Raw genomic sequence first — 23,656 nt, 5'->3', positions numbered from 1 at the left:
AAGGGCAATGCGGCGCAGCCGATGCGACCACGGTTTCTGGCCACATCGGCTTCATGGCCCGCCATCCGCAGGACAGGAGGGCGGCATGCTAGCGCGCCATTCTGCGCACTTCGCCATCGTCACTTTCCACGGCAACCAGATCCACCGGCGGCAGACTACCCCCGCTGAACTCAACCTGACGGATCGGGAAGGCGAAGCGGATATTGCGCTCTTCAAGAGCCGCCATGAGCTGCAGGTTAATCTCCTGCTGAATATCCATGTACTTGTTGTAATCCGCATCCAGTACAAAATAGACCACTTCAAAAGTCAGCTTCGAGTCCTCGAAAGCCAGGAAGTGGGCGCGGTCAAAACGGGTGGTCTCAACACCCTGGATAATCTCTTTCACCAGCGGGCTGATCTCGCGCACCTGCTCAGAAGGCGTGGCATAGCTGATGCCAAACTTAAACACGATGCGGCGCTGCTGCATGCGCTTGTAGTTGTGGATGGTCTGCTGCAACAGAATGGTGTTTGAGCAGACGATCTGCTCACCACTCAGGCTGCGCAGCCGGGTGGTTTTCAGGCCGATATGCTCAATGGAACCGGCAATATCACCAAAGACAATAAAATCGCCATGCTCGAACGGCTTATCGAAGCCTATCGCCAGCGACGCAAACACATCGCTCAGCACAGTCTGAATCGCCAGCGCAATCGCGATACCGCCAACGCCCAGGCTGGCGACCAGCGCGGTAATATTGATGCCCATGTTCGACAGAATGGCCAGGAACATCATGATCCAGACCACGACCCGCAGCAGAATCCCGAGGATCACCGTCGTCACCGGATTCCGCACATGCAGCGGGTCGCGCAGCAGGCTTTTCAGCCAGAGCCGGATGCCGCAGTCGATCCACAGCGCGAGCTGTACGATCAGCGCCAGGAACCAGCCGTGTGCGATGGTCACGCTCCAGGATTCGGGCAGGTCAACAAACTTCAGGGCAATCAGCAGCGAAAAGATCAGCAGCAGGGTCTGGCTGGTGCTGCGCAGTATCTCCACCAGAATCGCGGTCGCGCGGACATGACGATGTTCGCTGTAAAGCGCAATCCGGTTGGAGATAAAGCGAATCAGGGTACGTAATACCCAGTAAATCACCAGCGTGGAAACCACCACGATGGCGCTGTTGAGCCAGAGTTCCTGATTAAAAAAGAGGGAGTGAAAACGACGTGAAGAGAGCCAGTTTTCCATTGGGGAGGGTCTCCTTGCTGGGTTCCGGTTTAAAAGAAAACAAGCAAGAAGCATAGCCTGGATGCGGCCCACCTGTGTGGCGCATCCCTGAAGACGTTACTGGAAACGGGTCGATTTATCGCGAGCCAGTCGCTCAAGAGCAAAAATAATCTGCTGAAGCTGCCGCTCCTGCGCCGGGTTCAGCGTGGCAAAGCGAAAGCTCAGGCGCGGTGTCACAAGGGTTTCGTTTTTGCGGGTAACAACGCAGCGCTCGCCAATATTCAGCAGCTTCACCGGCACGTCAAAAATGCCATATTCGCCCAGCTCAACCCGAAATTGATTGAAGCTATCGCCATTCTGCAATCCGTCCGGCAGCGGCTCATCTACCAGCACGCCCAGACCGCCCAGGGAGAGATCCTGCAATCGCAGGCGCGTTTTACGGCCATCCGGCCACAGGGTATGACACCAGAACTGCGGCTCCATCGGGGCGCAGACGCGGAAGAATTCCCGTCGCTGAATCTGCCACAGCAGGTCCGGCAGCGGCGCGCTGAAGGCGGGTAAGCCTTCAAACTCCACTTTTTCCAGCGAGGCGAGGCTGAACTCTACCTTCGCGCCGAAGGTTTCAGCGGTGATACTGAGATCGTCGCTGGTCAGGGCGTATTCGTTATCCAGGTTATTACTGCCGAGGTCAAACAGCAGGCGATCTTTATCGGCATTCAGCATCCGGCTGATAAACTGCCCGCGCGCGAAGCGCACCAGTAGTGGCGTCTGCAGGCGCAGCAGATCTTTCATTACGCCCAGAACCGCCAGCGTGCCACGTTTTAAATATTGTTCCTGGTCGGCTTCTTTCACGTCCTGCTCCGCAAGGGGTTACTGTATTTATGCTGTTTTTTTGCCTCATCCCGGTTATCGGCGCGGCAAAAAAAAGCTTTAGCCGGTGAATTCTTAAAAAATAGTGTGACCCGTGAGGCGTTTTACAAAAAGCTGGCTATACTTATCGCGGTAAACCGCTTGATAAATCAGGCGTTCACGCTTTAATCATAAAAAGGAAGGAGCAACAGATGGGTATTATTTCCTGGATCGTCTTTGGCTTAATCGCGGGTATTCTGGCGAAGTGGATTATGCCGGGTAAAGACGGTGGCGGTTTCATTCTGACTATCGTTCTGGGTATTATCGGTGCCGTAGTGGGTGGCTGGATCAGTACGCTGTTTGGCTTCGGCCGCGTCGATGGGTTTAACTTCGGAAGCTTTGTGGTCGCTGTTATCGGTGCCATCGTGGTGCTGTTCGTATACCGCAAAGTACGCAGTTAACCGTAACGGTTTCAACAGAAAAGGGGACGAAGCGATTCGTCCCCTTTTTTTATCTTTTACTTTTAATCAGAAATCGTAACCAACGGTCGCCATCACGCTGCGTTCCGCACCCCAGTAGCAGTAGCCTGTGCCGTAGCAGCCCGCCACATAAGTACGATCGGTCAGGTTGTTGGCGTTGACCTGAACCCAGGCCCCTTTCAGGCTGCTGTTCCAGACGCCAAGATCGGCCCGCACTGATGCATCAAACAGCGTTACTGACGGCACACGTGTGGTGTTTGCATTGTCCGCCCACTGTTTGCCGATGTAACGCACGCCTGCACCCGCACTCAGACCGTAATCAAACTGATAGTGACCCCAGAGTGCCGCCATGCTGTTGGGAGTAACGTATGGAGTATGTCCGCTGTTGCCATCCACCGAATCTTTAAAGCGCAGATGATTCAGCGTATAGCTCGCCACGGTGCTCAGACGCGGGGTGAGCTGATTACGTGCTTCCAGCTCGATACCCTGTGAGTGAACTTTGCCCGATGGCGAATAGGTCGCCGTCAGCACGTTGCGGTTCGCCACATCTTTCTGCGTCAGGTCATAGACCGCCACGCTATAGAGATCGCGGGTGCCATTGGGCTGATATTTCACCCCGGCTTCATACTGCTCGGCGGTGGTCGGCTTCAGCAGATTATTGTTGGGATCGGTGAGCGCGGTCGGAGTAATCGCCTGGCTCCAGCTCACGTAAGGTGAGATACCGTTGTCGAACGCATAGAGCAGTGCTGCACGTCCGCTGATGTGATCGTCCTGACGACGATCGCTGCCGCTGTTGTTGGCGACGATGCGGTCATAACGACCGGAGAGATCCAGGTGCCAGCGATCCAGCTTCATCTCATCCTGCAGATAGAGACCGGTCTGATAGTAGCGACGGGTTTTATCCGCCCAGGTGTAATCCGGCATATCGCCCACCTGTTCGCCGGTCAGGGCATTCAGCTGGTTGGCTGAACCGCCCGCCGCGCTGATCTCATTTTTATAACGGTGATACTCGGCACCCAGCGTCACGCGGTGCTCCAGTTCGCCGGTGTTGAACTCTGCCGTTAAACGGTTATCGGTGGACCAGGCGGAGAGCGACGAGCGCTCCCCGGAGTAGTAGCGGTTCAGCAGATCGGGATTATTTTCATCCCAGCCAATCTGATAAACCTGATCGAGATCGACATTCGAGTGGCTGTAGCTGCCGGTTGAGGAGAATGACCAGACGTCGTTAAAGCGATGGGCGAAGTCGAAGCTGTAGATCTGCTCGCGACGCTTGAACTGATCGAGGTCGCTATTGCCCTCATAAAAGCCATTGCTCAGCTTGTAGCCGTTGTGTTCGGTGAGGCTGCCGTCACCCGGTACGGAACCGTGGTAACCACCTGAAGGATCTTTCTGCAGATAGGCTTTCAGGATCAGATGGGTATCTTCATCCGGCTGCCACATCAGTTGCGGCATCAGCGCATATTTCTCTTCGCGGGTGTGATCGTACTGCGTATCGCTGTTGCGGGTCACGCCGGTCAGGCGAAACGCCCACTGGTCGTTGATCGCATTGGTATAGTCAAACATCGTGCCGGTGGTGGCATTACTGCCTGCCTGCAGCTGGATGTGACCCTCTTCGCTGAACTGCGGACGTTTGGTCACCATATTGACCAGGCCGCCTGGCACCGTCTGACCATAAAGGGCAGAAGAGGGGCCTTTGATCACATCGATGCGCTCAAGGAAAGCGTTATCGACCTGCAATACGTTGAAACTGCCGCCGTCGCTCATCAGCCGCATGCCGTCGAGGAAGGTGTTATCGACATCACCGCCGTGGAAGCCGCGCAGCGCAATGGTGTCGTAACGGGTCGCGGCACCGCCAAAGTTGGTGAAGACGCCGGAGCTGTAGCCGAGTGCCTGGTTCAGGGTCAGGGCGCCCTGATCCTGCATCTGCTGGCGGGTGACCACGGATATCGACTGCGGCGTGGTGATCAACGGACGATCGCTTTTGGTTGCGCCCTGGCTGGTCGTCGCCAGATAGCCCTGGGTCGGTGAAGTTGAGTCTTCCTGCGGTTGTGCAGTCACCACCATATCGGCAGCGAAACTCAGAGCAGGCGCGGTCAGCGCCAGGGTGCAGAGGCGAATATACCCTCTCAGCGACAGTGACAGTTTCATCGGAGTTCCTTTCATAGCAAAGATTAAGGCAGGTGAGTAAAGTTGTTAATAGGTAATCTCATTATCATAATGAGAATTATTACCTTTTGTAAATTGGCTGCAATTTTGCCTGTTGATGTAAGAAGGTCAAGTAAAATTCGCTGAAAAGGCGTGCGGATACCTCCGGTGAGGCCAGAGGTATCCAGAGAGGGTTAAGGTTGTGAGGCTGACGCCTGCGGAATATCGTGGGCGCTGTTACAGGTCTTCTCTTTCGGGCAATACTTATCGAGCAGTTTCAGCGTGACGCCGTTGGTCCAGCCAAAGCCGTCCTGCAGCGGATACTCACCGCCGCCACCGCCGCCAAGATTTTTGCCGTCGACGACATATTTCTCCACCAGCTTATGCTCACGGTCATAGGTTGTCTGGACGTTTTGCAGGAAGCGTAAGCCTACCTCTTTCGCCAGTTTTGGCTGGTTGTAATGCTCCAGGCCTTCCACGGCAACCCACTGCAGCGGTGCCCAGCCATTCGGTGCATCCCACTGCTGGCCGTTGTTCACGGTGGTGGTCACCAGACCGCCGGGCTTCAGCAGCTGCTTTTCAACTGCGCTGGCAGTGCTTTCAGCCTGCTTATCACTGGCGACCTGCAGATAGAGCGGGAACAGCGCGGCAGCCGTCAGCTGCGGATGAACCTGCTTTTTCTGCCAGTCATAGTCGGCATACCAGTTCTGTTTACTGTCCCACAGATAGCGGTTGATCGCCGCCTGGCGCTTCTCTGCGCGATCGGCATACTGCTTCGCCAGATCGCTCTGTTTGTTCATCTGGTAGCCTTTCGACAGGGTCTGCTCCAGATGGAACAGCAGGCTGTTCAGGTCAACCGGCGCCAGCTGGGTGGTGCGGATCGTCGACAGGTTGTGCGCGTCGGTAAACCAGCGTGAACTGAAATCCCAGCCCGATGCGGCACCGGAACGCAGATCGCGGTAAAGTTCAGCTTTATTGCGCTGCGGCGCTTTCTGCGCAGTAGCAATATCGTCCATCCAGGATTCGGTGCGTGGTACATCGCGCGCATCCCAGTAGCGGTTGAGCAGGGTGCCATCTGCCAGCTTAATCACACGCTTGCTGGCTGCGCCCGCCGCGACGTTATCGCTGTCGGCCATCCAGTAGTCATACTCTTTCTGCAGCTGCGGCAGGTAGTGGGTATAAGCTTTGCCGTCATCGTGCGTCGCCAGCAGGTCGACCATCAGGCTGAAGAACGGCGGCTGTGAACGGCTCAGGTAGTAGCTGCGGTTGCCGTTGGGGATGTGGCCATAACGGTCAAGCAGCGAGGCGAAGTTATCCGTCATATCCTGGACTTTATCCCAGTGTCCGCTCTCGGCCAGCCCCAGCATGGTGAAGTAGCTGTCCCAGTAATAGACTTCGCGGAAACGCCCGCCCGGCACCACATAGGGCTTAGGCAGCGGCAGCAGCGAGTCATATTTACCGGCGCTGCTGGTGGTGCGCGTCAGCACCGGCCACAGGCCATCAATGTGCTCACGCAGGTTTTGTCCGGCGGGCGGCACATATTTGTCGCCCGCAGCGGGCAGGGTAAAGTTAGCGTCAACAAAACGTTTGAGATCGAAATTGCGCTGTTTCTTCTGCATCTGCCAGTCGGCAAGAATCGAAGCGGGATCAAATTTCGGCACCGCATCGGCAAAGGTCTTCTGATCGGGATAGAACTTTGCCTGCTGCACGGCATTAAACAGCGGCCCTAAACGAACGTCCGGCGGCTGCGGCTGATTATTCAGCATGCGGCTGTTGTCGTCGGCATGGGCGGTGAAAGCGGGTACGCTCAGCAGCAACGTGAGCAGAAAGGGCGCATAACGCTGACGCCGTGAGTCGGCGTTTACCTCAATTTTTGTCATCGGTTTTTCTCCTTGTCCGAAATGCGGCCGCGCGTAACGCATTGACCACAGGACCAACTTTAGACCTTATCTGTCCACTTCACCCTGAAGCGAGCCGGAAATGTGAAGCCACGGGAATTATTTTTATGGAAAAAACCGCTTTTTCACGCGGGTTTTTTCTTGCTCTCACCTCACTTTTCCCCGACGCTGAAAGAAAAAAAGGAGAGCAGGATGGAGATCATCTGGTATCACCCGTCGCAGTCTGCAGCGGCCTGGATTAACGGTTTACAACAGCGTCTGCCACATGCGCGTGTGCGTGCCTGGCAGCCAGGCGACAACGGACCGGCAGATTATGCGCTGGTTCGTTCACCCCCCGCAGAGATGCTGCAGGGACGCGCCACACTGCGCGGCGTCTTTGCGCTGGGTGCAGGCGTTGACGAGATTCTCAAACAGTTGCAGCAGCACCCTGAGATGCTGCCCGACAGCGTGCCGCTTTATCGGCTGGAAGATACCGGGATGGCGCGTCAGATGCAGGAGTATGCTGTCCATAGCGTACTGAACTGGTTCCGTCGTTTTGATGACTACCGTCTTCAGCAGCAGCAACAGTGCTGGCAGCCGCTGCCTGCTTACCCGCGTGAAAGCTTCACCGTCGGGATTCTGGGCGCGGGCGTGCTGGGACAGAGCGTGGCAGAGAGCCTCAAACCCTGGGGATTCCCGCTACGCGTCTGGAGCCGTTCACCAAAAGCCATCGACGGCGTGACCAGCTTTGCCGGACGCGATGCCTTGCCCGCCTTCCTGCAGGAGACGCGGGTAGTGATCAACCTGCTGCCGAGCACGCACGAGACCATTAATCTTATCGACCATGACTTTTTAGAGCAGCTGCCGCACGGCGCGTTCTTCCTCAACATCGCGCGTGGCGCACAGGTGGTGGAAGCGGATCTGCTGGCCGCGCTCAATAGCGGTCAGCTGAAAGCGGCGGCGCTGGATGTGTTTCAGGTTGAACCGCTGCCCGAAGCGCATCCGCTCTGGTCACATCCGCGCGTCACGATCACGCCCCATAATGCGGCGGTAACCTTGATCGACGAAGCTATCGATTACATCGCCCGCGCCATCACCCAGGATCAGGCAGGCGAGCCGCCGCAGGGCAGGGTAGATCGTCAGCGCGGCTATTAATGAACCGGCCCCGGCAGGGGCACTCAGCAGGAGAAGAGGATGTATCCGGTAGATCTGCATATGCACACCATCGCCAGCACGCATGCTTACAGCACGCTGCACGACTACGTGACCCAGGCGAAACAAACCGGCATGAAGCTGTTTGCCATTACCGACCACGGCCCCGACATGGCGGACGCGCCGCACTACTGGCACTTCATTAACATGCGCGTCTGGCCGCGCGTCATCGATGGCGTGGGGATTCTGCGCGGTATCGAAGCCAACATTAAAAACCAGCAGGGTGAGATCGACTGTTCCGGCCCGATGCTTGATGCACTGGATTTAATCGTCGCCGGTTTTCACGAGCCGGTTTATGCGCCGCGTGACAGAAAGCATCACACAGACGCGATGATCGCCGCCATGGCGGGCGGGCTGGTTCATATCATCAGTCATCCGGGCAACCCAAAATTCCCGGTCGATATTCCGGCGATTGCCGAGGCAGCAGCACACTATGACGTGGCGCTGGAGCTGAACAACTCCTCCTTTACCCATTCGCGTCCGGGCAGCGAACCCAACTGCCGCGCTATCGCCGCCGCCGTGCGCGATGCGGGTGGACGGCTGGCATTCGGCTCCGATTCCCACACCGCGTTTACGCTGGGCCATTTCGATCACTGCCTGCGGATTGCCCGTGAGGTGGATTTTCCTGAGGATCGAGTGTTAAATGTCACGCCGCGTCGCCTGCTCGACTTTCTGGAAATGCGTAGCGGCAAACATATTGCTGAACTGGCTGACTTTTAATTTATTTTGCCTCAAGGAAATCTGACTCATGAATGAGTTTTCCATTCTGTGCCGCGTGATCGGCTCACTGTTTAATCGTCAGCCGCAGGACCCGCTGCTGGTGCCGCTGTTCACACTGCTGCGTGAAGGCAAACTGCAGTCGCAGTGGCCGCTGGAGCAGGATGAGCTGCTGACGCGTCTGCAACAGAACAGCGATCCGCAGGCGCTGGCCGCCGATTACAATGCGCTGTTTGTCGGCAGCGACTGTAATGTGCCGCCATACGCCTCACAGTGGCCGGAAGGCAAAACGGAGCCGGAAGTACGTGCGTTCTTAACCTCACGCGGCATGCCGCTGAGCGATGCGCCTGCTGACCATTTTGGCGTGCTGCTGCTGGCCGCATCCTGGCTGGAAGATCAGTCAGCGGCAGATGAGAGCGCGGCGCAGCTGGCACTGTTTGAGGAGTACCTGCTGCCGTGGTGCGGAACGTTCCTGGGCAAAGTGGAAGCACACGCGACTACTGCGTTTTATCGCACCCTGGCGATGCTGAGCCGCGAAGCAATTCAGGCGATGTACAACGAACTGCTTGAGAGCAGCGAAGAAGCGCCAGACGCCTGATTCACTACTGCGCCGGGTGTGAACCTGGCGCACTTAATTGCCGGGAGCTTAAGAAAATTCTCCAGATACAGCGTGATTATCCGCTGAAACCAGAATCGCGTTTGTTCTGACGGTTTACAGGATCAGGTGCTCTGGTCGGCAGCCATAAAGTTTTGCGAGACGCTCACGCGTCTTTTTCTGCGGCTTACTATCGGGTCGTTCCAGTTGAGAAATCGCACTCTGCGTGGTGCCTAGCTGTTGAGCCACATCCTGCTGGCTTAAACCCCGCAATATACGCCATGCCGCCTGAAGACTCACTTCCTGCTCAATCATAATCCCTGTAACGTCATGCGGGATCGTCTCATCATCGTGCTCGTCAGTTTCTACGGGAATCGTTTCCCACGCGTCATCGCTGGCCAAGAGCAGCTTTTCATATTCCGCCACCGGCAAGACCACATACTGAGGTTTGCCTGCTTCATCATAGATGTACTGTTTTGACATAGTTTATCCGGGACTCTGTAAGTCGATGCAGGGGTTATGGATGCATGGGGCTGTGGACCACACTGCCGGACGTGAACAAATATCAGTAAATGACCGACGTCCCTGATTAATGGCCCGTTGATAAGATAATAACCTAATATCGGGGTTTATTTCTAATTATCTAATGTATCGTTTCACCACCTCGCCGGGTGCGAACCCGGCGCACAGCCTGGTGTTGCGCAAAGCTGCGGGGTGCCGGGTAGCCAGGCGGCTGCCCTGAGCCTGACCCCAAGCCCCCATGGCGTTAACTCGTAACAGGGCAGGTTGTCTTTAACCCGCGGCGTAATGCCAGAACCCGCGCACTGCCCGGTGGGAAACTGCTGCAACAGCCACGCGGTGCGTGCCAGCGACAGCCGTACCTGACTGCCATCTCCTTGCGTCACGCGCCGCCGCAATCCTTCCAGCACCGCCGCCGCCAGCAGATAGCCGGTGGCATGGTCCAGCGCCTGTACCGGCAGCGGGACCGGTTTGTCGCTCTGCTGCCACTGCATGCCGCGTTCAGCAATGCCGCACCCCATCTGCACCAGACTGTCGAAACCCCGGCGGTTGCGCCACGGACCCTGCCAGCCCCAGGCATTCAGACCCGCATCAACCAGACCGGGCGAGAGTGACTGAAGCGTCTCTGCATCAAACCCGAGCCGCTCCAGCGCATCAGCCCGGTAGCCATGCACCAGCACGTCCGCTTCACGCAGCAGGCGGATAAACTGATCGCGATCGGCGGGCTGCGTCAGGTCGAGCACCGCCCGACGTTTGCCGCAGCTCATCTCCTCATCCAGCGTCGGCTCCTGCCAGCCTGGCGGATCGATGCGCAGCACACTGGCCCCCAGGCTGGACAGAAACCGCGTGGCGACCGGCCCGGCAATAATCCGTGTCAGATCCAGTACCCTGATACCCAGTAATGGGCGCGCTTCGGCCAGCGGCCACGCCGGAGCGGGTGCCGCGAGTGTGGTTTTCCAGCTAAACAGCGGCTCATGCTGCGCGGCCTGGCCCTGGGGATGCTGCTGCCAGGCGGCGGCACTGCGCATTTCAGCAGCACAGCCACCGGCATCAATAATCGCCTGCTCCAGTTCGCTGGCCTGCCACTGTTGCACCTGCTGTGCCAGCGCCGCGCGATCGGCGTGCGCGCCCAGCACCTGTTCCATCGCCAGCCGGTGATGCGCGGCGTTGGTGTGCAGGCGGATCCAGCCATCGCGGCTGCGATAGTCACCGGCAAACGCATCCCACATCGCGGGCGCAGCACGGTTCAGCGGGATAAAGCTCTGCTGAAACCAGCGCGACGCCAGGCGCACATTGACAGCGACGGGTGGAGAGAGATATTCAGGGTGGGAGGCGGCAATCAGTGCGGCGGTAGCCTGGGTTGCCAGACCGATGCTGGTGGCCGCCAGTTCACTGACGGCAAAAGCAGAAGCGAAGGTGGCGCGCTCAAGGAAGGCAGGAAGAGGCAAGGCGTCGTCGCGACCCCGCAATCCCTGCTGCATCTGCTGCCAGAGCGCGGCGGCAAGCTGTGAGTCCATCTTGTGCTTCCTGAGAGGGGAGATTTCTCAAGCATAACACGCAGGATTAACGCCGCCGCAGGCGCGGGAAGCGCGCATGCATCCGCAGGTTACGCAGGTTAAGCACCGCGATAGCCGTGCCCAGGATCACCAGCGAGGCGCCGATAATCTTGAAGCTGTTGAGGCTGTCACCCAGCACGATAATCCCCATCACCACCGATAAAACCGGCGTCAGCAGCGAGTAGGGCATGATCAGATTGACGTTATATTTCTTCAGCAGCATATACCACAGCGTATAGGCCACAATCGACGAGGCGATGGCGCTATAAAGAATGGCAAACCAGCCGCGCCAGCCTGCATGCTGCAGCGCATAAAGCTGATGGGATTCCATCACCAGACTGGAGCCGCCGACGATGGGAATCGCCAGAAACGCAATCCAGCCGGTCATGGTCAGCGGTTTAATCGGCGGCGACTTTTTCACTATCAGGTTACTGACGGCCCAGCCGGTGGCGCTGCACAACAGCAGACAGAGCACCCACCACGAGGGAATGGTCGGACTGCCAGAGAGCACCACCACGCCGCTCAGCGAAATCATAATGCCCAGCAGCTGTACCAGCTTCAGCTTCTCTTTCAGTACCACCATCGCCAGCAACATCGCAATCGGTGTGCCCAGCTGCACCACAATCGCGCCGGTACCGGCATCGGTATAGCGCAGGCCGACAAACAGCAGCGAGAAGTGCATAAAGCCGAAGGTAAAAGCCAGCAACAGCAGCCAGGGCAACTGCTGACGGTTAATACGGCAGAACGGCACCAGCACGATGGCGACGACCACAAAGCGCATAAACGTCAGAAACAGCGGCGGCAATTCCAGCAGCCCCCATTTCACCGCCACGTTGTTGAAGGCCCAGATGGAAACCACCATCAGAATCAGAAAAAAATGCCGCACAGCCACGATAATATCCTTTCGATGATTTTTGCTTAGCCCGCTAATGATGGCACGAACTGCGGCACTCCAGCCAATCGCAGTGAGAAATTTTCTGCAATTGCGGTGCAGCCCGATGAGACTTTCGGGCGTGATGCTGGCAGACTGATTTGAAACGACTTCTTAAAGGAACCGATTCGGTATGACCTATACGTCCGCCTTACCCCTTGCGTTGATTCAGCTTGAAGTCCCACCCGCAAACGTCGTTTCAGAGATTGGTGAACAGCCGCGCTGGTTTATTGATGCACTGAATCTGCAACCCGATGAGTACCTGATTGTGCGGCCTCATCTGGGCGAAGCGTTACCCGATTTTGATCAGATTTCCGGCGCGATCCTCAGCGGTTCCTGGGCGATGGTCACCGATCACGCCGACTGGAGTGAGCGCAGCGCCGCCTGGGTCAGAGCGGCGATTGATCAGGGTCTGCCGCTGCTTGGTGTCTGTTACGGCCATCAACTGATGGCATATGCGCTGGGCGGTGAAGTGGCAGACAATCCCAACGGCTGGGAACGCGGTCTGTTACCCATTCGCTGCTCCGATCAGACACAGCGCGATCCGCTGCTGCAGAAGCTGCCCGCCGACTTCAGCGTCTGGCTGTCGCATCGTCAGTCGGTCGTCAGCGCGCCGTCCGGGGCACAGGTGCTGGCCGCTTCTGCGCGCGATGGCTGTCAGATTGTGCGTTATTCACCGCAGGCGCTCTCGGTACAGTTTCATCCCGAGTTTTCACGGCACATTATGAGTGTCTGTACGCCGCCAGGCTGCAAAGAGGATGGGGCCAACGAGATAGAGGGCAAAGACTGGGCGCGCGAGTTGCTGGTGACGTTCTGGCAACAGACGCGCCCGGCAGTGGAGCGTGCTCAGGGCGCGTAGTGACGCGTGCAGCGATAGACCCACGCGGGTGGCACGTTTTTCAGCACCCGCTGGCGCTCCCAGGTGAAGTAACGCGACAGATCGGGCTGGGTCAGCGAGGTGTACTGGAACTGCACAAAAACACCGTCCGGGCCAAGGGCGTTATAGACCGCTCGGAGAATGGCTTCACGCAGTTCGGGCGGTAATGAGAGCAGCGGCAGGCCGGAGAAGATCACGTCATAGTTGCCGTTCAGATACTCCGCAGAGCAGGTACGCACGGTCATGCGCGGGTCCTCCAGTGCGGTTAGCTTGTCTGCCAGCGTAGTGCAGATTTCAAAGGCGTCCAGCGTGGCGTCGGGTGCCATCTGTGCCAGTATCTGCCGGGTCAGTACGCCATCACCCGCGCCAAGTTCCGCTATGCGCGACACTTCAGGCCATTTCACTGACGTAATCATCGTCCGGCACAACGCCTCTGACGAGGGGGTAATGCTGCCCATCTTGCGCGGATTGCGTATAAACTGATGCACGAAATTGGCTTTAGCGCGCATCTGGGTAAAAGCTGAAGCCAGCATGCTTATCTCCGGAATGAATTCATCCTCAGGTTGACCCCCTTTGTGCCGCACAAGTTTCTCGCTGACTACGCTTTCGGGAAAAAGTCGGAATTTTCTCTAAGCGCAGCGTAAACACCTATTCCTTCGGGGCGGTCACAGTTTCCGGTTAACAGACCTGACATGCTCACAATGATCCTTCATGTTAATAATAAGTTTTATCATTGTTACGTCAGTCACCTGTCAGGAGAATGATCATGCGTTACGCTGCCCCCGGAGAACAGGGTTCTCTGATTACGCTACAGAAGAATTATGGCAACTTCATTAATGGTGAATTCGTCGCGCCGGTGAAGGGTAACTACTTTACTAACACCTCGCCGGTAAACGGCTCTGCGGCCGGTGAGTTCCCGCGCTCAGACGCGGCCGATGTGGATAACGCGGTGGCCGCCGCGGCAGCGGCAGCGGACGCCTGGGGTAAGACCTCACCGCAACAACGCGCGCTGCTGCTACTGAAAATTGCCGATCGGCTGGAACAGCATCTGGAGACCATGGCGGTCTATGAAACCTGGGATAACGGTAAACCAGTGCGCGAAACGCTGGCGGCCGATATGCCGCTGGCGGTCGATCACTTCCGCTACTTTGCCGGTTGCGTCCGGGCGCAGGAGGGCAGCGCGGCAGAGATTGATGAGTTCACTGCTGCCTACCATTTCCACGAGCCGCTGGGCGTGGTGGCGCAGATTATTCCGTGGAACTTCCCGCTGTTGATGGCGGCCTGGAAACTGGCTCCGGCGCTGGGCGCAGGGAACTGTGTGGTGCTGAAACCGGCTGAACAGACGCCGCTGTCGATCACTATCTTTGTCGATCTGATTAAAGATTTGCTGCCGCCGGGCGTGCTGAATGTGGTGCACGGCTTTGGTAAAGAGGCGGGTGAAGCGCTGGCGTCCCACTCCGGTATCGCCAAGGTCGCCTTTACCGGCTCTACCGCTACCGGCGGGCACATTCTGGAGCTGGCCGCCAAAAGTCTGATCCCCTCGACGGTCGAACTGGGTGGCAAGTCACCGAACATCTTCTTTGAAGACATCATGCAGGCGGAGGAGAGCTTTATTGAGAAAGCGGCCGAAGGCGTGGTACTGGGCTTCCTGAATCAGGGTGAAGTCTGTACCTGTCCATCGCGTGCGCTGGTGCAGGAGTCGATCTACGAGCCGTTTATGGCGGCGGTGATGAAGCGGGTGAAAACCATCAAACGCGGTGACCCGCTGGATACCGATACCATGGTAGGCGCGCAGGCGTCGCAGCAGCAGTTCGACAAAATCCTCTCTTATCTTGAGGTAGCACGGCAGGAGGGCGCAGAAGTGCTGGTAGGCGGTGGCGTAGAGAAGCTGGATGACTCACTCAACAGCGGTTACTACATCCAGCCAACCCTGCTAAAAGGTAACAACAGCATGCGGGTGTTCCAGGAGGAGATCTTTGGCCCGGTGATCGGCATCACCACCTTTAAAGATGAGGCGGAAGCGATCAGCATCGCCAACGACTCGATTTATGGCCTGGGTGCCGGCGTCTGGACCCGCGATATCAACCGTGCCTATCGGGTGGGCAGGGCGATCAAAGCGGGGCGCGTCTGGACAAACTGTTATCACCTCTATCCGGCGCACGCTGCCTTTGGCGGCTACAAGAAGTCGGGCATCGGGCGTGAAACTCACAAAATGATGCTCGATCACTATCAGCAGACGAAAAACCTGCTGGTCAGCTACAGTATCGAACCGCTGGGCTTTTTCTGATGGTCTCAGTCGTGCCGGCTTAATGCGGCACGTTTTCTCGCTAAACCACGCTACGGCGTGGTTTTTTTATGCTCTGTCGGAGCTGTGAGCTGCTGACTAAGCGAGCCGGTAAAGCGCAATTAATCAGTCTGTTCTTAAAGCGGGCCTGACAGGGTTCACGCTTCGCTTATTGCGTCTTAATCGCTATCCCTTCCCGGTCTGCGCCACGCCAGGCTCATGGCTGCTTAACCATCTGATAATCAGGCATTTATCGCGCTACTGACTGACGCAAAGCGCTGAGTATGGCTGCCTGCACGATATGAACGTCTTTTGATTTGGCTTAAATCAGAACCATTCAAAACATGAGTGCTTTTAATGCCATTCTCAGAACAAACTTATTTATGTGTAAAAAAACTTCATATTTTCGTATGTTGTTAAGATTAGTCCTAACCGCATGCTAAAAAGTAACACCTATTTGTATTAACTTAATTAGTTAAACCTTACTTAAGTAAATTCTTCTGAAAGTGGGCCGTTGAAATTTTGTCAATCTTCTGTAAACTCGCAGCTAATATTTACACATGGATTGTAATTTCAGACCCACGGGCAGGATCTACCTGACTCGTGCGGTAGCTATGAAATTTCGCTAAAGTTATAAAGTGTTGAAAATAAACCAATATAATGAAAATTATTCGGACGTAATGTGTCATTTCTTACTGCCGGATAATTGACTCACTGTTATCGGCTTAATTCAATCCGACGGTTTTTCGACCAGGGATGGCATAAGGAAAGCTTGGGTTTACCCCACCTTCTTAAATTTGCCGGGAAAAAATTGATCATGTTTCTGATCGTTGTTTGCCAGGTCAGATTCCTCCCTTTTCCCGTTTACGTCCCCGATGTTGCTTTTTTATACTTAACTTTTGCTGATCGGTTAACTTTTCGCAGCAAGACGCTTAGGCGCTTTTTGTTTAAGGATTATTTTTTAATCTGGCACTAAGTGGCTTCCTGTGCAGATGACATCTCCGATTTTCATTACTGACACCCGGCCTCTGGCCACTCTCCAAGGTATGAATGGAACACAACATGAAAAAAATGGTGAAGCTCCGCGTTGCGTTAGGCCTGATGTTTGTTTTTTCAGTCGCCGGTTGTAAAACCCCGCCAAAAATGACCGATGACACCCTGGTCACCAGCACGGTGGACGGTGTGGCGATCAGTCACCGTTATGCCGTAAAACCGCCAGCGCAGTTCAGCCCGGTCAATGAAACCTATCGCGCGCTCTATCCTGGCTCGGTGATGAGCCAGCCAGGCTACGGCGGCAAGGTGGTAGAGACGCTGAAAACCGGCGAAAGCTACACCGTGATTGGTCAGGTCGAGAATAACTGGCTGGCGCTGGGTGAACCGGCTCAGGCAGCAGAGCCTCAACCAGACAATGCTACCGCCAGTGTCAAAGATGCGCCTCAGTCTGCCGCGCCGCAGTCAACCGTCCAGCTGACAGGCTATGTGCCATTCCGCGCCGTGGTGAAAAGCGCACTCTACGATCAGACCGTCAAAGCCGATCAGCCGAAACGCCGCGTGCGCAGCAGTAGCAGCAAGAAGAAAACCTGCGTCGCGGTTAACGGTGACAGCACCGCCTGTCAGAACAGCACCAACGGAACCTGGATCATTAACTAATCGCACTGAGCAGGGAGGGCTGGATGATGAGAACAACACAACTGCGCGGTGGGCTGATCGTGCTGCTGATGTGGCTGCTGACGGCCTGCAGCAGCAGCAGTACGCCGCCGGTGGCTTACTACAACCTGGACGTTCAGGGGCAGAATCAGCTTAACGGCGGTGCACCGCTGAAGGTTCGTGTGGTGTTACTGAGTTCCGATGCGGAGTTCATGTCAGCAGACTTCTTCTCCCTGCAAAACCAGTCCGCAACGGTGCTGGGCAGTGCGCAGCTTAACACCCAGCAATTCTTCCTGACGCCAGAGCAGCGCAGCAAAACGCTGCGGATTAAGAGCCTGCCTGAGGCGCGCTTCATCGGCATCATGGCGGAATATCAGGCGCTGGATGGCAAGGTGTGGCGACTGTCGCTGCCGGTTCCCGAAGGGGAGTCGCCCTCATTCTGGGCATTCTGGAAACGTGACGATAGCGAGCTGAATGCGCGCATCGTGGCGGGAATTAATGGCCTTCGCGTGGAAAAACAGTGATGCCGATGAACAGAGCCGAAAAGGTCGTCTGGACCGAGGGGATGTTTCTGCGTCCTCACCATTTCCAGCAGTCAGAAAATTATCTTCTCAGCACCCTGCGTGAATGGGGTCAGTCACAGCGCGTCTACACCTGGGGCTTTTACGATCTGGAGTTTGATGAAGCGCTGCTGCGTCAGGGCAAACTGGCGCTGAGTGCGGCCAGCGGCTGTCTGCCAGATGGCACGTTTTTCGCCTTCAGTCAGCCACAGCATGGCCCGGCACCGCTTGATCTGCCGGCCTCTGTTGACCGCAGCAAAGTGGTGCTGGCGATACCGACCCGTCGCAATGGCCGCGAAGCCGTCGCCTTCCAGGAGTCGCAGGATTCTCTGGCGCGCTATCTGGCCTGGGAAGCGGAAGTGGAAGATGACAACGCACAGGCCGTGGGCAGCGCGACGGTACAGTTCGGCAAGCTGCGCCTGCGGCTGATGCTGGAGCAGGATCTGACCGCCGAGTGGACCGCGATGGGCGTTGCGCAGGTGATTGAAAAACGCAGCGACAACCATATCCGGCTCGACAGCGACTACATCCCGCCGATGCTGACTCTGAACAGCAGCCGTCCGCTGCAAAACATGTTTAACGACCTGCACGGGCTGATCCAGCAGCGCAGCCAGCAGCTGAGTCAGCGTGCACCCGGCACCGGCCGTTTCAACAGCGCCGATATGGTCGATTTTATGCTGCTGGCGCTGCTCAATCGTCAGCTTGGCCTGCACAGCCATCTGCAACATCTGCCGCTGCTGCATCCTGAAACCCTCTACAGCCACTGGCTGCAACTGGCCGCAGAGCTGAGTACCTGGACGCCCGCGCGCGCACCGGAAGGACTGCCGCTCTACGATCATGATGACCTGCATAACTGCTTCAGCTGTCTGTCGCTGCTGCTGCGTCAGGGTCTGTCGCAGGTGATGGAGGAGAGCGCCATTCAGCTGCCGCTGACGCAGCGTTCGCACGGCCTTAACGTCGCTACCGTGCCGGAGAGCAGCATGGTGCATGAGTTCGGCTTTGTGCTGGCGGTGAAAGCCAGCGTGCCGGCCGACACCCTGAAAACCCATTTCCCGGCCCAGATGAAAGTCGCGCCGGTCAGCAAAATCCGCGATCTGGTGCAGCTGCAGTTGCCGGGTCTGGCACTTCGGGCGATGCCCGGCGCGCCGCCGCAGATCCCGTGGCATGCCGGATACAGCTATTTCGAACTGGATAAGAACAGCGAGCTATGGAAAGAGATGGAGCGCTCGGGCGCTTTTGCGCTGCATCTTGCCGGTGAGTTTCCGGGCCTGAACATGGAGTTCTGGGCCATCCGCAGTCAGTCAGAATAATAAACTGAGCACGCAGCATGATGCAGGAACAACAACATTCACACAGCGATCTTGCGCCGGATGCCAGCCACCAGAATGTGCTGGTTGCGGCGGCCAACCCCCTGATTAACGCGATTCCACAGATCCGCCATTCGGTGTCGCATGAAGACCCGGCGCAACTGCGTCAGCAGCTAATCGACCAGATCCGCCGCTTTGAGCTGAGCTGCCAGCAGTCGGGCCTCGGCTACGAAGTGATCATCGGCGCGCGCTACTGTCTCTGTACCGCGCTGGATGAGGCAGCGGCGCTGACACCGTGGGGCAGTCGCGGCGTCTGGACCAGCAACGGTCTGCTGGTCACCTTTCACAACGAAACCTGGGGCGGCGAGAAGTTTTTCCAGCTGCTGGCGAAGCTGTCGCAGAACCCGAGACGTCACATTCTGATGCTGGAGCTGATTTACTTCTGCCTGCTGCTGGGGTTCGAAGGACGCTACCGGGTGCTGGACAATGGCCGCTCGCAGCTGGAGACCATCAAACAGCGCCTGCTGCAGATGATCAAAAGCGTACGCGGCAGTTACGCCGCGGCGCTGTCACCGCATCCCACCGATCAGCCGGTGCTGCGCAAGCTGTGGCGGCCGATGATCCCGCTGTGGGCCTGTGCGGCCGTGGCCGGGCTGGCCGCCTGTCTGTTTTACATCGTGCTCAACTGGCGTCTGGGTGATTACACCTCGCCGGTGCTGGCCCGCATCTATCAGACGGCGCTGCCGGAAGTGAAGATCGGCAACCCGGCGCCGCCTCCGCCTGCCACGCTGAATCTGCGCGCCTTCCTGAAGCCGGAAATTGATGCCGGGCTGGTGGCGGTGCGTGATGAAGCGGACCGCAGCGTGGTGACGCTGAAAGGGGATGGGCTGTTTGCTTCGGCGGCGACCGAGGTGCGCGGCGGCTACATTGACGTGATCCGGCGCATCGCGGCGGCCATGAACAACGTCAGCGGCCAGATTCAGGTGATTGGCTACAGCGATAACGTGCCGATCCGCAGCGCGCGCTTCGCCTCTAACTTTGAGCTGTCGCTGGCGCGCGCCCGTTCGGTGCAGACCCTGCTGCAACAGCAGCTGGCGCAGCCGTCGCGGGTGAAAGCGGAAGGGCGCGGCGAAAGCAATCCGCTGGTGCCGAACACCAGCGCAGAAAATCGCGCGCGTAACCGTCGTGTTGAAATCACACTGCTGGTGGCGCCGGATGCGACGCATGCCGAACTCAACGGCCTGGCGAGAGGGAACTGATCCATGCTGAATATTCTGTTTGCGGTACTGACCAGCCGCCTTGCGTGGGGCTTTGTCGGCATCACCGCGCTCTCTTTTATCATCTGGGTGATTGGCCCGGTCTTCTCTATCGTTGATTCGCGGCCGCTTGAGCCAGAGCAGAACCGCATGATCAGCATCGCGCTGCTCTATCTGGTCTGGGGACTGGGGCAGGCGATCCCGCGGCTCTACAACTACTGGCTTAACCGCAAGCTGATGTCGAGTCTGGAAACCGGCAAAAGCGATGCGCCGGAAGCCGATCGTCAGCGTCTGACCAGTGAAGAGCAGGTGCTGGCGGGGCGTTTCTCCGAAGCTACTGAAATGCTGAGAAAGGCGCACTTCCAGCGCCACAGCAGCAAAGGCACGCCGTTCTGGGCGCAGCGTTTTGGTCGGCAGTATCTCTATCAGCTGCCGTGGTACATGATCATCGGCGCACCCGGTGCCGGTAAAACCACCGCGCTGGTCAACTCCGGCCTGCAGTTCCCGCTGGCGGATAAGTTTGGCAAGTCGGCCCTGCGCGGCATTGGCGGCACCCGCAACTGCGACTGGTGGTTTACGAATGACGCCGTGCTGCTCGATACCGCCGGGCGCTACAGTACCCAGGAGAGTCAGCAGGATCGCGATGCCAGCGAATGGCACCATTTCCTCGACCTGCTGCGTAAATATCGCGGACGTCAGCCGATCAACGGCGTCATCGTCACCCTGAGCGTCTCCGATCTGCTGAGTCAGTCGCCCGAGGCACTGCGCAACCAGGCGCTGGCGCTGCGTCAGCGTCTGATGGAGTTGCACGATCGTCTCGGCATCCGTTTCCCGGTCTATGTGCTGGTCACCAAAGCGGACCTGCTCAAAGGGTTCCGCAGCTACTTCGCCTCGCTGGATAAAGCGCAGCGCGAACAGATCTGGGGATTCACCTTTCCATGGGCGAAGGCATCCGCCGCCGATTTCGAGCTGAACAGCCAGTTCCAGCAGGAGTATTCACTGCTGCAACAGCGGCTCGATGCCGGACTGGCCGATCGGCTGCTGACGGAGAGCGACGCGCAGGCGCGTGCCGAAAGCTATCTCTTCCCGCAGGAGTTCGCTGCACTGCGTCCGTTGCTGGCCGACGCACTCGACACGCTGTTTGCCCGCTCCGATTTTGAAACCCAGTTCGCGCCACGCGGCATCTACTTTGCCAGCGGCACCCAGGAAGGTCTGCCGTTTGATCGGGTAATGGGCGAGCTGAACCGCGCCCTGAATCTGCCAGGCCAGCAGGCGGGCGAATCGGGCAGCTGGGATCAGGTCGATAAAGACGCTCCCATTCCGCAGAACAAAGGGCAGAGTTTCTTCCTCAAAGGGGTGCTGGAAAACGTGGTTTTCCAGGAGTCGGGTCTGGCGGGCAGTAACCGCTGGTGGGAGCTGCGCAATCGCGCCGGACTCTGGTCAGGCTATCTGGCGCTGCTGTTGCTGCTACTGGTCGCGGGCGGTCTGTGGCTCACCAGTTACAGCAAGAACAAAGCCTATCTGCAGGAGATGGCCGCTAAAGCGCCGCAGGTGGAGCAGCTGGGCGACCAGCTTCAGAAGCAGGTCAACGGCGATCTCTTTGCGCTGGTGCCTTATCTCAACACCCTGTTGCACCTGCCGGAAAGCGCCGACTTCTCGCTGGAATCGCCGCCGCTGACGCGTCGTATGGGCCTTTATCGTGGCACCGAGGTCAGCGATGCGACGCGTGCACTCTACGACAAAGCGCTGAAGCAGCTGCTGTTGCCGCAGGTGGCGCAGAATATCACCCGCTGGCTGCGCAATGACAATGGCAGCGACGCTGACTACAGCTATGAAGCGCTGAAGGCGTATCAGATGCTCTATCAGCCGAAGCACTACGATGGCAAATTCCTGCAGGCGTGGCTGATGCTTAACCTGTCGCGCGAGCTGCCGCAGAACGTGACACAACAGCAGGTAAAACAGCTGGCGTGGCATCTGCAACAGCTGCTGGAGACGCAGATTCACTCGTCGCCGTATGCGAAGGATGACGCGCTGGTAAAGCGCGAGCAGGCGCTGATTAGTCAGATGCCGCTGTCACAGCGCGTCTATGGACGGCTGAAGCGCCTGCTGCAACGTGATGACAGCCTGCAGACAGTGACGCTGGCGGCGCTGGGCGGTCCCCAGAGCGAGCTGGTGTTTTCCCGCAAAAGCGGTAAATCGGTCAATGACGGCGTAGCAGGTCTCTATACGCCGGACGGCTACTGGCAGCATGTGGATAAGCAGATTGGGCCGGTAACCCAGGCGCTTTATCAGGACGATCTCTGGGTGCTGGATGGCGCTGCGCCACAGCAGAAAAGTGAGCAGACCGATCTTGCGGTGCGTCAGCTCTATGTGCAGGACTACATCCGCCAGTGGGAGCAGTTCCTGAGCGATATCCAGCTCAACAGCAGCGCCGATCTCTCGCAGCGTATTAACACCGCGCGCTTGCTATCGGGCAATCACTCACCGCTGCGCCAGCTGGTCATCAACCTCAGTAACCTGCTGACGCTGAACCGGGCGCAGCCCGATGAGAAAACCGCGCAGGCGGCAAAGCCGTCGGATAACAGCGCCACCCGCACCCTTGAAGCGCTGTTTACCTCGCCTGAAGCGGCTGCGGCGCGTGGGCAGGCGGCAGCGCAGGCGTCACCGGAGCAGGCGGTTGCCGTGCATTTTGCGCCCGTGCTTGAGCTGGCTCAGCCGTTACAGCAGGGCAGCAAGGTGCTGGCGGTGGATGATTTCCTGCACCAGATTGACGATCTCTATCGCTACCTCACGGCGGTGCAGGATGCCGCTAACAGCGGGATGCCGCCACCGGCCAGCGATGCGATCAGTCGTTTGCAGGCCAGCGCCGGACGTCTGCCTGGTTCGCTGCAGAATATGGTCTCCAGTATGGCGGTCGGGGCCAGCAGCGATGCGCAGCGCCGCGACATGGATAACGTCCGTAAACGCATCACCATGGAAGTCGGGAGTTTCTGTCGTCAGGCGATCGCCGGACGTTATCCGCTGGTGCGCTCCGCGCGCAGTGAGGTGACACCCGACGATCTGGCGCGGATGTTCGCCCCTGGCAGCGGCATGATGGACAGCTTCTTCCGCGACAACCTGGCCAGCAAAGTCGACACCACCAACGCCTCATGGCGCTTTACGCCGGGTATCGATGGCAAAACGCTGCCGGGCGGCGAAGCGCTGCTGCGTCCGTTCCAGCAGGCGCAGTCAATTCGTGATGCATTCTTTGCCAATGGTGCGACTACGCCAGGCTTCCGCGTCACGCTGCGCACCGTAAAAATGGACAACGACATTCTTAACCTGACGCTGGATGTGGATGGACAGCAGTTGCGTTACAGCCACGGGCCGCAGGCGGTACAGATGGTCAGCTGGCCCGGTCCGGGCGGCACCAGCCAGGTGCGCATGCAGCTGGGCCTGACCAACGGCACCACCTCAACGCTGGTTACCAGTGGGCCCTGGGCACTCAATCGCTTCTTCGATCGCGCCCGTGTTACCGCGGCTGGCGGCCTGACCCGCGAAGCCACGTTCAGCGTGGAGGGGCATCAGGTCACGCTGTCGTTCACCCCTGGCAGCATTCGTAACCCGTTCCAGCTTCCCGGCTTTAGCTGCCCCTGAAACAGGACCCG

Annotated in this window: 19 protein-coding genes; 11 read left to right on the top strand and 8 right to left on the bottom strand. The window is 57.8% G+C overall.

Going from position 1 to position 23,656, the window contains the following annotated elements; all coding sequences use genetic code 11:
• Positions 1-88 precede the first annotated feature (88 nt).
• Both EGO56_RS11385 and EGO56_RS11380 read right to left on the bottom strand, forming a co-directional pair.
• On the bottom strand, positions 89-1,219 hold the full coding sequence (locus EGO56_RS11385; protein ID WP_135909172.1) for a mechanosensitive ion channel family protein: 1,131 nt from the start codon (positions 1,217-1,219) through the stop codon (positions 89-91).
• 96 nt (positions 1,220-1,315) lie between these two features.
• A complete protein-coding gene (locus EGO56_RS11380; protein ID WP_135909171.1) occupies positions 1,316-2,050 on the bottom strand; it encodes a flagellar brake protein in 735 nt (244 codons plus the stop codon).
• 209 nt (positions 2,051-2,259) lie between these two features.
• Here EGO56_RS11380 and EGO56_RS11375 point away from each other — a divergent pair, with 209 nt between their 5' ends.
• On the top strand, positions 2,260-2,508 hold the full coding sequence (locus EGO56_RS11375; RefSeq protein WP_013357556.1) for a GlsB/YeaQ/YmgE family stress response membrane protein: 249 nt from the start codon (positions 2,260-2,262) through the stop codon (positions 2,506-2,508).
• Positions 2,509-2,574: 66 nt separating this feature from the next.
• On the opposite strand, the gene EGO56_RS11370 is transcribed toward EGO56_RS11375, so the two are convergent.
• Both EGO56_RS11370 and treA read right to left on the bottom strand, forming a co-directional pair.
• Positions 2,575-4,674 carry a TonB-dependent siderophore receptor gene (locus tag EGO56_RS11370; protein ID WP_135909169.1) on the bottom strand — a complete coding sequence of 700 codons (2,100 nt, stop codon included), beginning with the start codon at positions 4,672-4,674 and terminating at the stop codon, positions 2,575-2,577.
• Between the two features lie 191 nt (positions 4,675-4,865).
• Positions 4,866-6,551 carry an alpha,alpha-trehalase TreA gene (treA, locus tag EGO56_RS11365; RefSeq protein WP_135909167.1) on the bottom strand — a complete coding sequence of 562 codons (1,686 nt, stop codon included), beginning with the start codon at positions 6,549-6,551 and terminating at the stop codon, positions 4,866-4,868.
• A 210-nt stretch (positions 6,552-6,761) separates the two neighbouring features.
• Here treA and ghrA point away from each other — a divergent pair, with 210 nt between their 5' ends.
• From ghrA to EGO56_RS11350, 3 genes are read left to right on the top strand one after another with little or no spacing between them, the layout of a single operon-like run.
• Entirely contained in the window at positions 6,762-7,703 is a 942-nt protein-coding gene (ghrA, locus tag EGO56_RS11360) for a glyoxylate/hydroxypyruvate reductase GhrA (RefSeq protein WP_135909165.1), read from the top strand.
• 39 nt (positions 7,704-7,742) lie between these two features.
• Positions 7,743-8,480 (top strand): phosphatase, encoded by a 738-nt coding sequence (locus tag EGO56_RS11355; protein ID WP_033732325.1) that lies wholly within the window; start codon positions 7,743-7,745, stop codon positions 8,478-8,480.
• Positions 8,481-8,508: 28 nt separating this feature from the next.
• Positions 8,509-9,075 carry a TorD/DmsD family molecular chaperone gene (locus tag EGO56_RS11350; protein WP_135909163.1) on the top strand — a complete coding sequence of 189 codons (567 nt, stop codon included), beginning with the start codon at positions 8,509-8,511 and terminating at the stop codon, positions 9,073-9,075.
• Positions 9,076-9,189: 114 nt separating this feature from the next.
• Here EGO56_RS11350 and EGO56_RS11345 read toward each other — a convergent pair whose 3' ends face one another.
• From EGO56_RS11345 to EGO56_RS11335, 3 genes are all read right to left on the bottom strand, one after another.
• Entirely contained in the window at positions 9,190-9,555 is a 366-nt protein-coding gene (locus EGO56_RS11345) for a helix-turn-helix domain-containing protein (RefSeq protein ID WP_135909161.1), read from the bottom strand.
• Between the two features lie 173 nt (positions 9,556-9,728).
• Positions 9,729-11,108 carry a CoA transferase gene (locus tag EGO56_RS11340; RefSeq protein ID WP_135909159.1) on the bottom strand — a complete coding sequence of 460 codons (1,380 nt, stop codon included), beginning with the start codon at positions 11,106-11,108 and terminating at the stop codon, positions 9,729-9,731.
• A gap of 46 nt (positions 11,109-11,154) precedes the next feature.
• Positions 11,155-12,039 carry a DMT family transporter gene (locus EGO56_RS11335; protein ID WP_013357563.1) on the bottom strand — a complete coding sequence of 295 codons (885 nt, stop codon included), beginning with the start codon at positions 12,037-12,039 and terminating at the stop codon, positions 11,155-11,157.
• 172 nt (positions 12,040-12,211) lie between these two features.
• Here EGO56_RS11335 and EGO56_RS11330 point away from each other — a divergent pair, with 172 nt between their 5' ends.
• Positions 12,212-12,937 carry a glutamine amidotransferase gene (locus tag EGO56_RS11330; RefSeq protein WP_135909157.1) on the top strand — a complete coding sequence of 242 codons (726 nt, stop codon included), beginning with the start codon at positions 12,212-12,214 and terminating at the stop codon, positions 12,935-12,937.
• Here EGO56_RS11330 and EGO56_RS11325 read toward each other — a convergent pair.
• On the bottom strand, positions 12,925-13,488 hold the full coding sequence (locus EGO56_RS11325) for a class I SAM-dependent methyltransferase (RefSeq protein WP_135909155.1): 564 nt from the start codon (positions 13,486-13,488) through the stop codon (positions 12,925-12,927). The genes EGO56_RS11330 and EGO56_RS11325 overlap by 13 nt on opposite strands.
• 233 nt (positions 13,489-13,721) lie before the next feature.
• Here EGO56_RS11325 and exaC point away from each other — a divergent pair, with 233 nt between their 5' ends.
• The 6 genes from exaC to tssM all read left to right on the top strand — a co-directional run bounded on the left by exaC (position 13,722) and on the right by tssM (position 23,645).
• Positions 13,722-15,242 carry an acetaldehyde dehydrogenase ExaC gene (gene exaC / locus EGO56_RS11320; protein WP_135909153.1) on the top strand — a complete coding sequence of 507 codons (1,521 nt, stop codon included), beginning with the start codon at positions 13,722-13,724 and terminating at the stop codon, positions 15,240-15,242.
• A 1,047-nt stretch (positions 15,243-16,289) separates the two neighbouring features.
• Positions 16,290-16,889 (top strand): SH3 domain-containing protein, encoded by a 600-nt coding sequence (locus tag EGO56_RS11315; RefSeq protein ID WP_135909151.1) that lies wholly within the window; start codon positions 16,290-16,292, stop codon positions 16,887-16,889.
• 23 nt (positions 16,890-16,912) lie between these two features.
• Positions 16,913-17,410, top strand: a complete 498-nt coding sequence (tssJ, locus tag EGO56_RS11310; RefSeq protein WP_110331750.1) for a type VI secretion system lipoprotein TssJ — start codon at positions 16,913-16,915, stop codon at positions 17,408-17,410.
• Between the two features lie 5 nt (positions 17,411-17,415).
• Positions 17,416-18,756, top strand: a complete 1,341-nt coding sequence (gene tssK / locus EGO56_RS11305) for a type VI secretion system baseplate subunit TssK (protein ID WP_135910569.1) — start codon at positions 17,416-17,418, stop codon at positions 18,754-18,756.
• A gap of 17 nt (positions 18,757-18,773) precedes the next feature.
• The gene (locus EGO56_RS11300; RefSeq protein ID WP_013357570.1) at positions 18,774-20,012 is read left to right on the top strand and encodes a DotU family type VI secretion system protein; all 1,239 of its coding nucleotides are present in this window, start codon (positions 18,774-18,776) and stop codon (positions 20,010-20,012) included.
• 3 nt (positions 20,013-20,015) lie between these two features.
• Positions 20,016-23,645, top strand: coding sequence for a type VI secretion system membrane subunit TssM (gene tssM / locus EGO56_RS11295; RefSeq protein ID WP_135909149.1), 3,630 nt, complete (start codon positions 20,016-20,018; stop codon positions 23,643-23,645).
• Positions 23,646-23,656: the final 11 nt, after the last annotated feature.

This window comes from Pantoea vagans, from assembly GCF_004792415.1.
Classification (GTDB): Bacteria; Pseudomonadota; Gammaproteobacteria; order Enterobacterales; family Enterobacteriaceae; genus Pantoea; species Pantoea vagans.
This window is presented reverse-complemented; position numbering and strand designations above follow the sequence as displayed.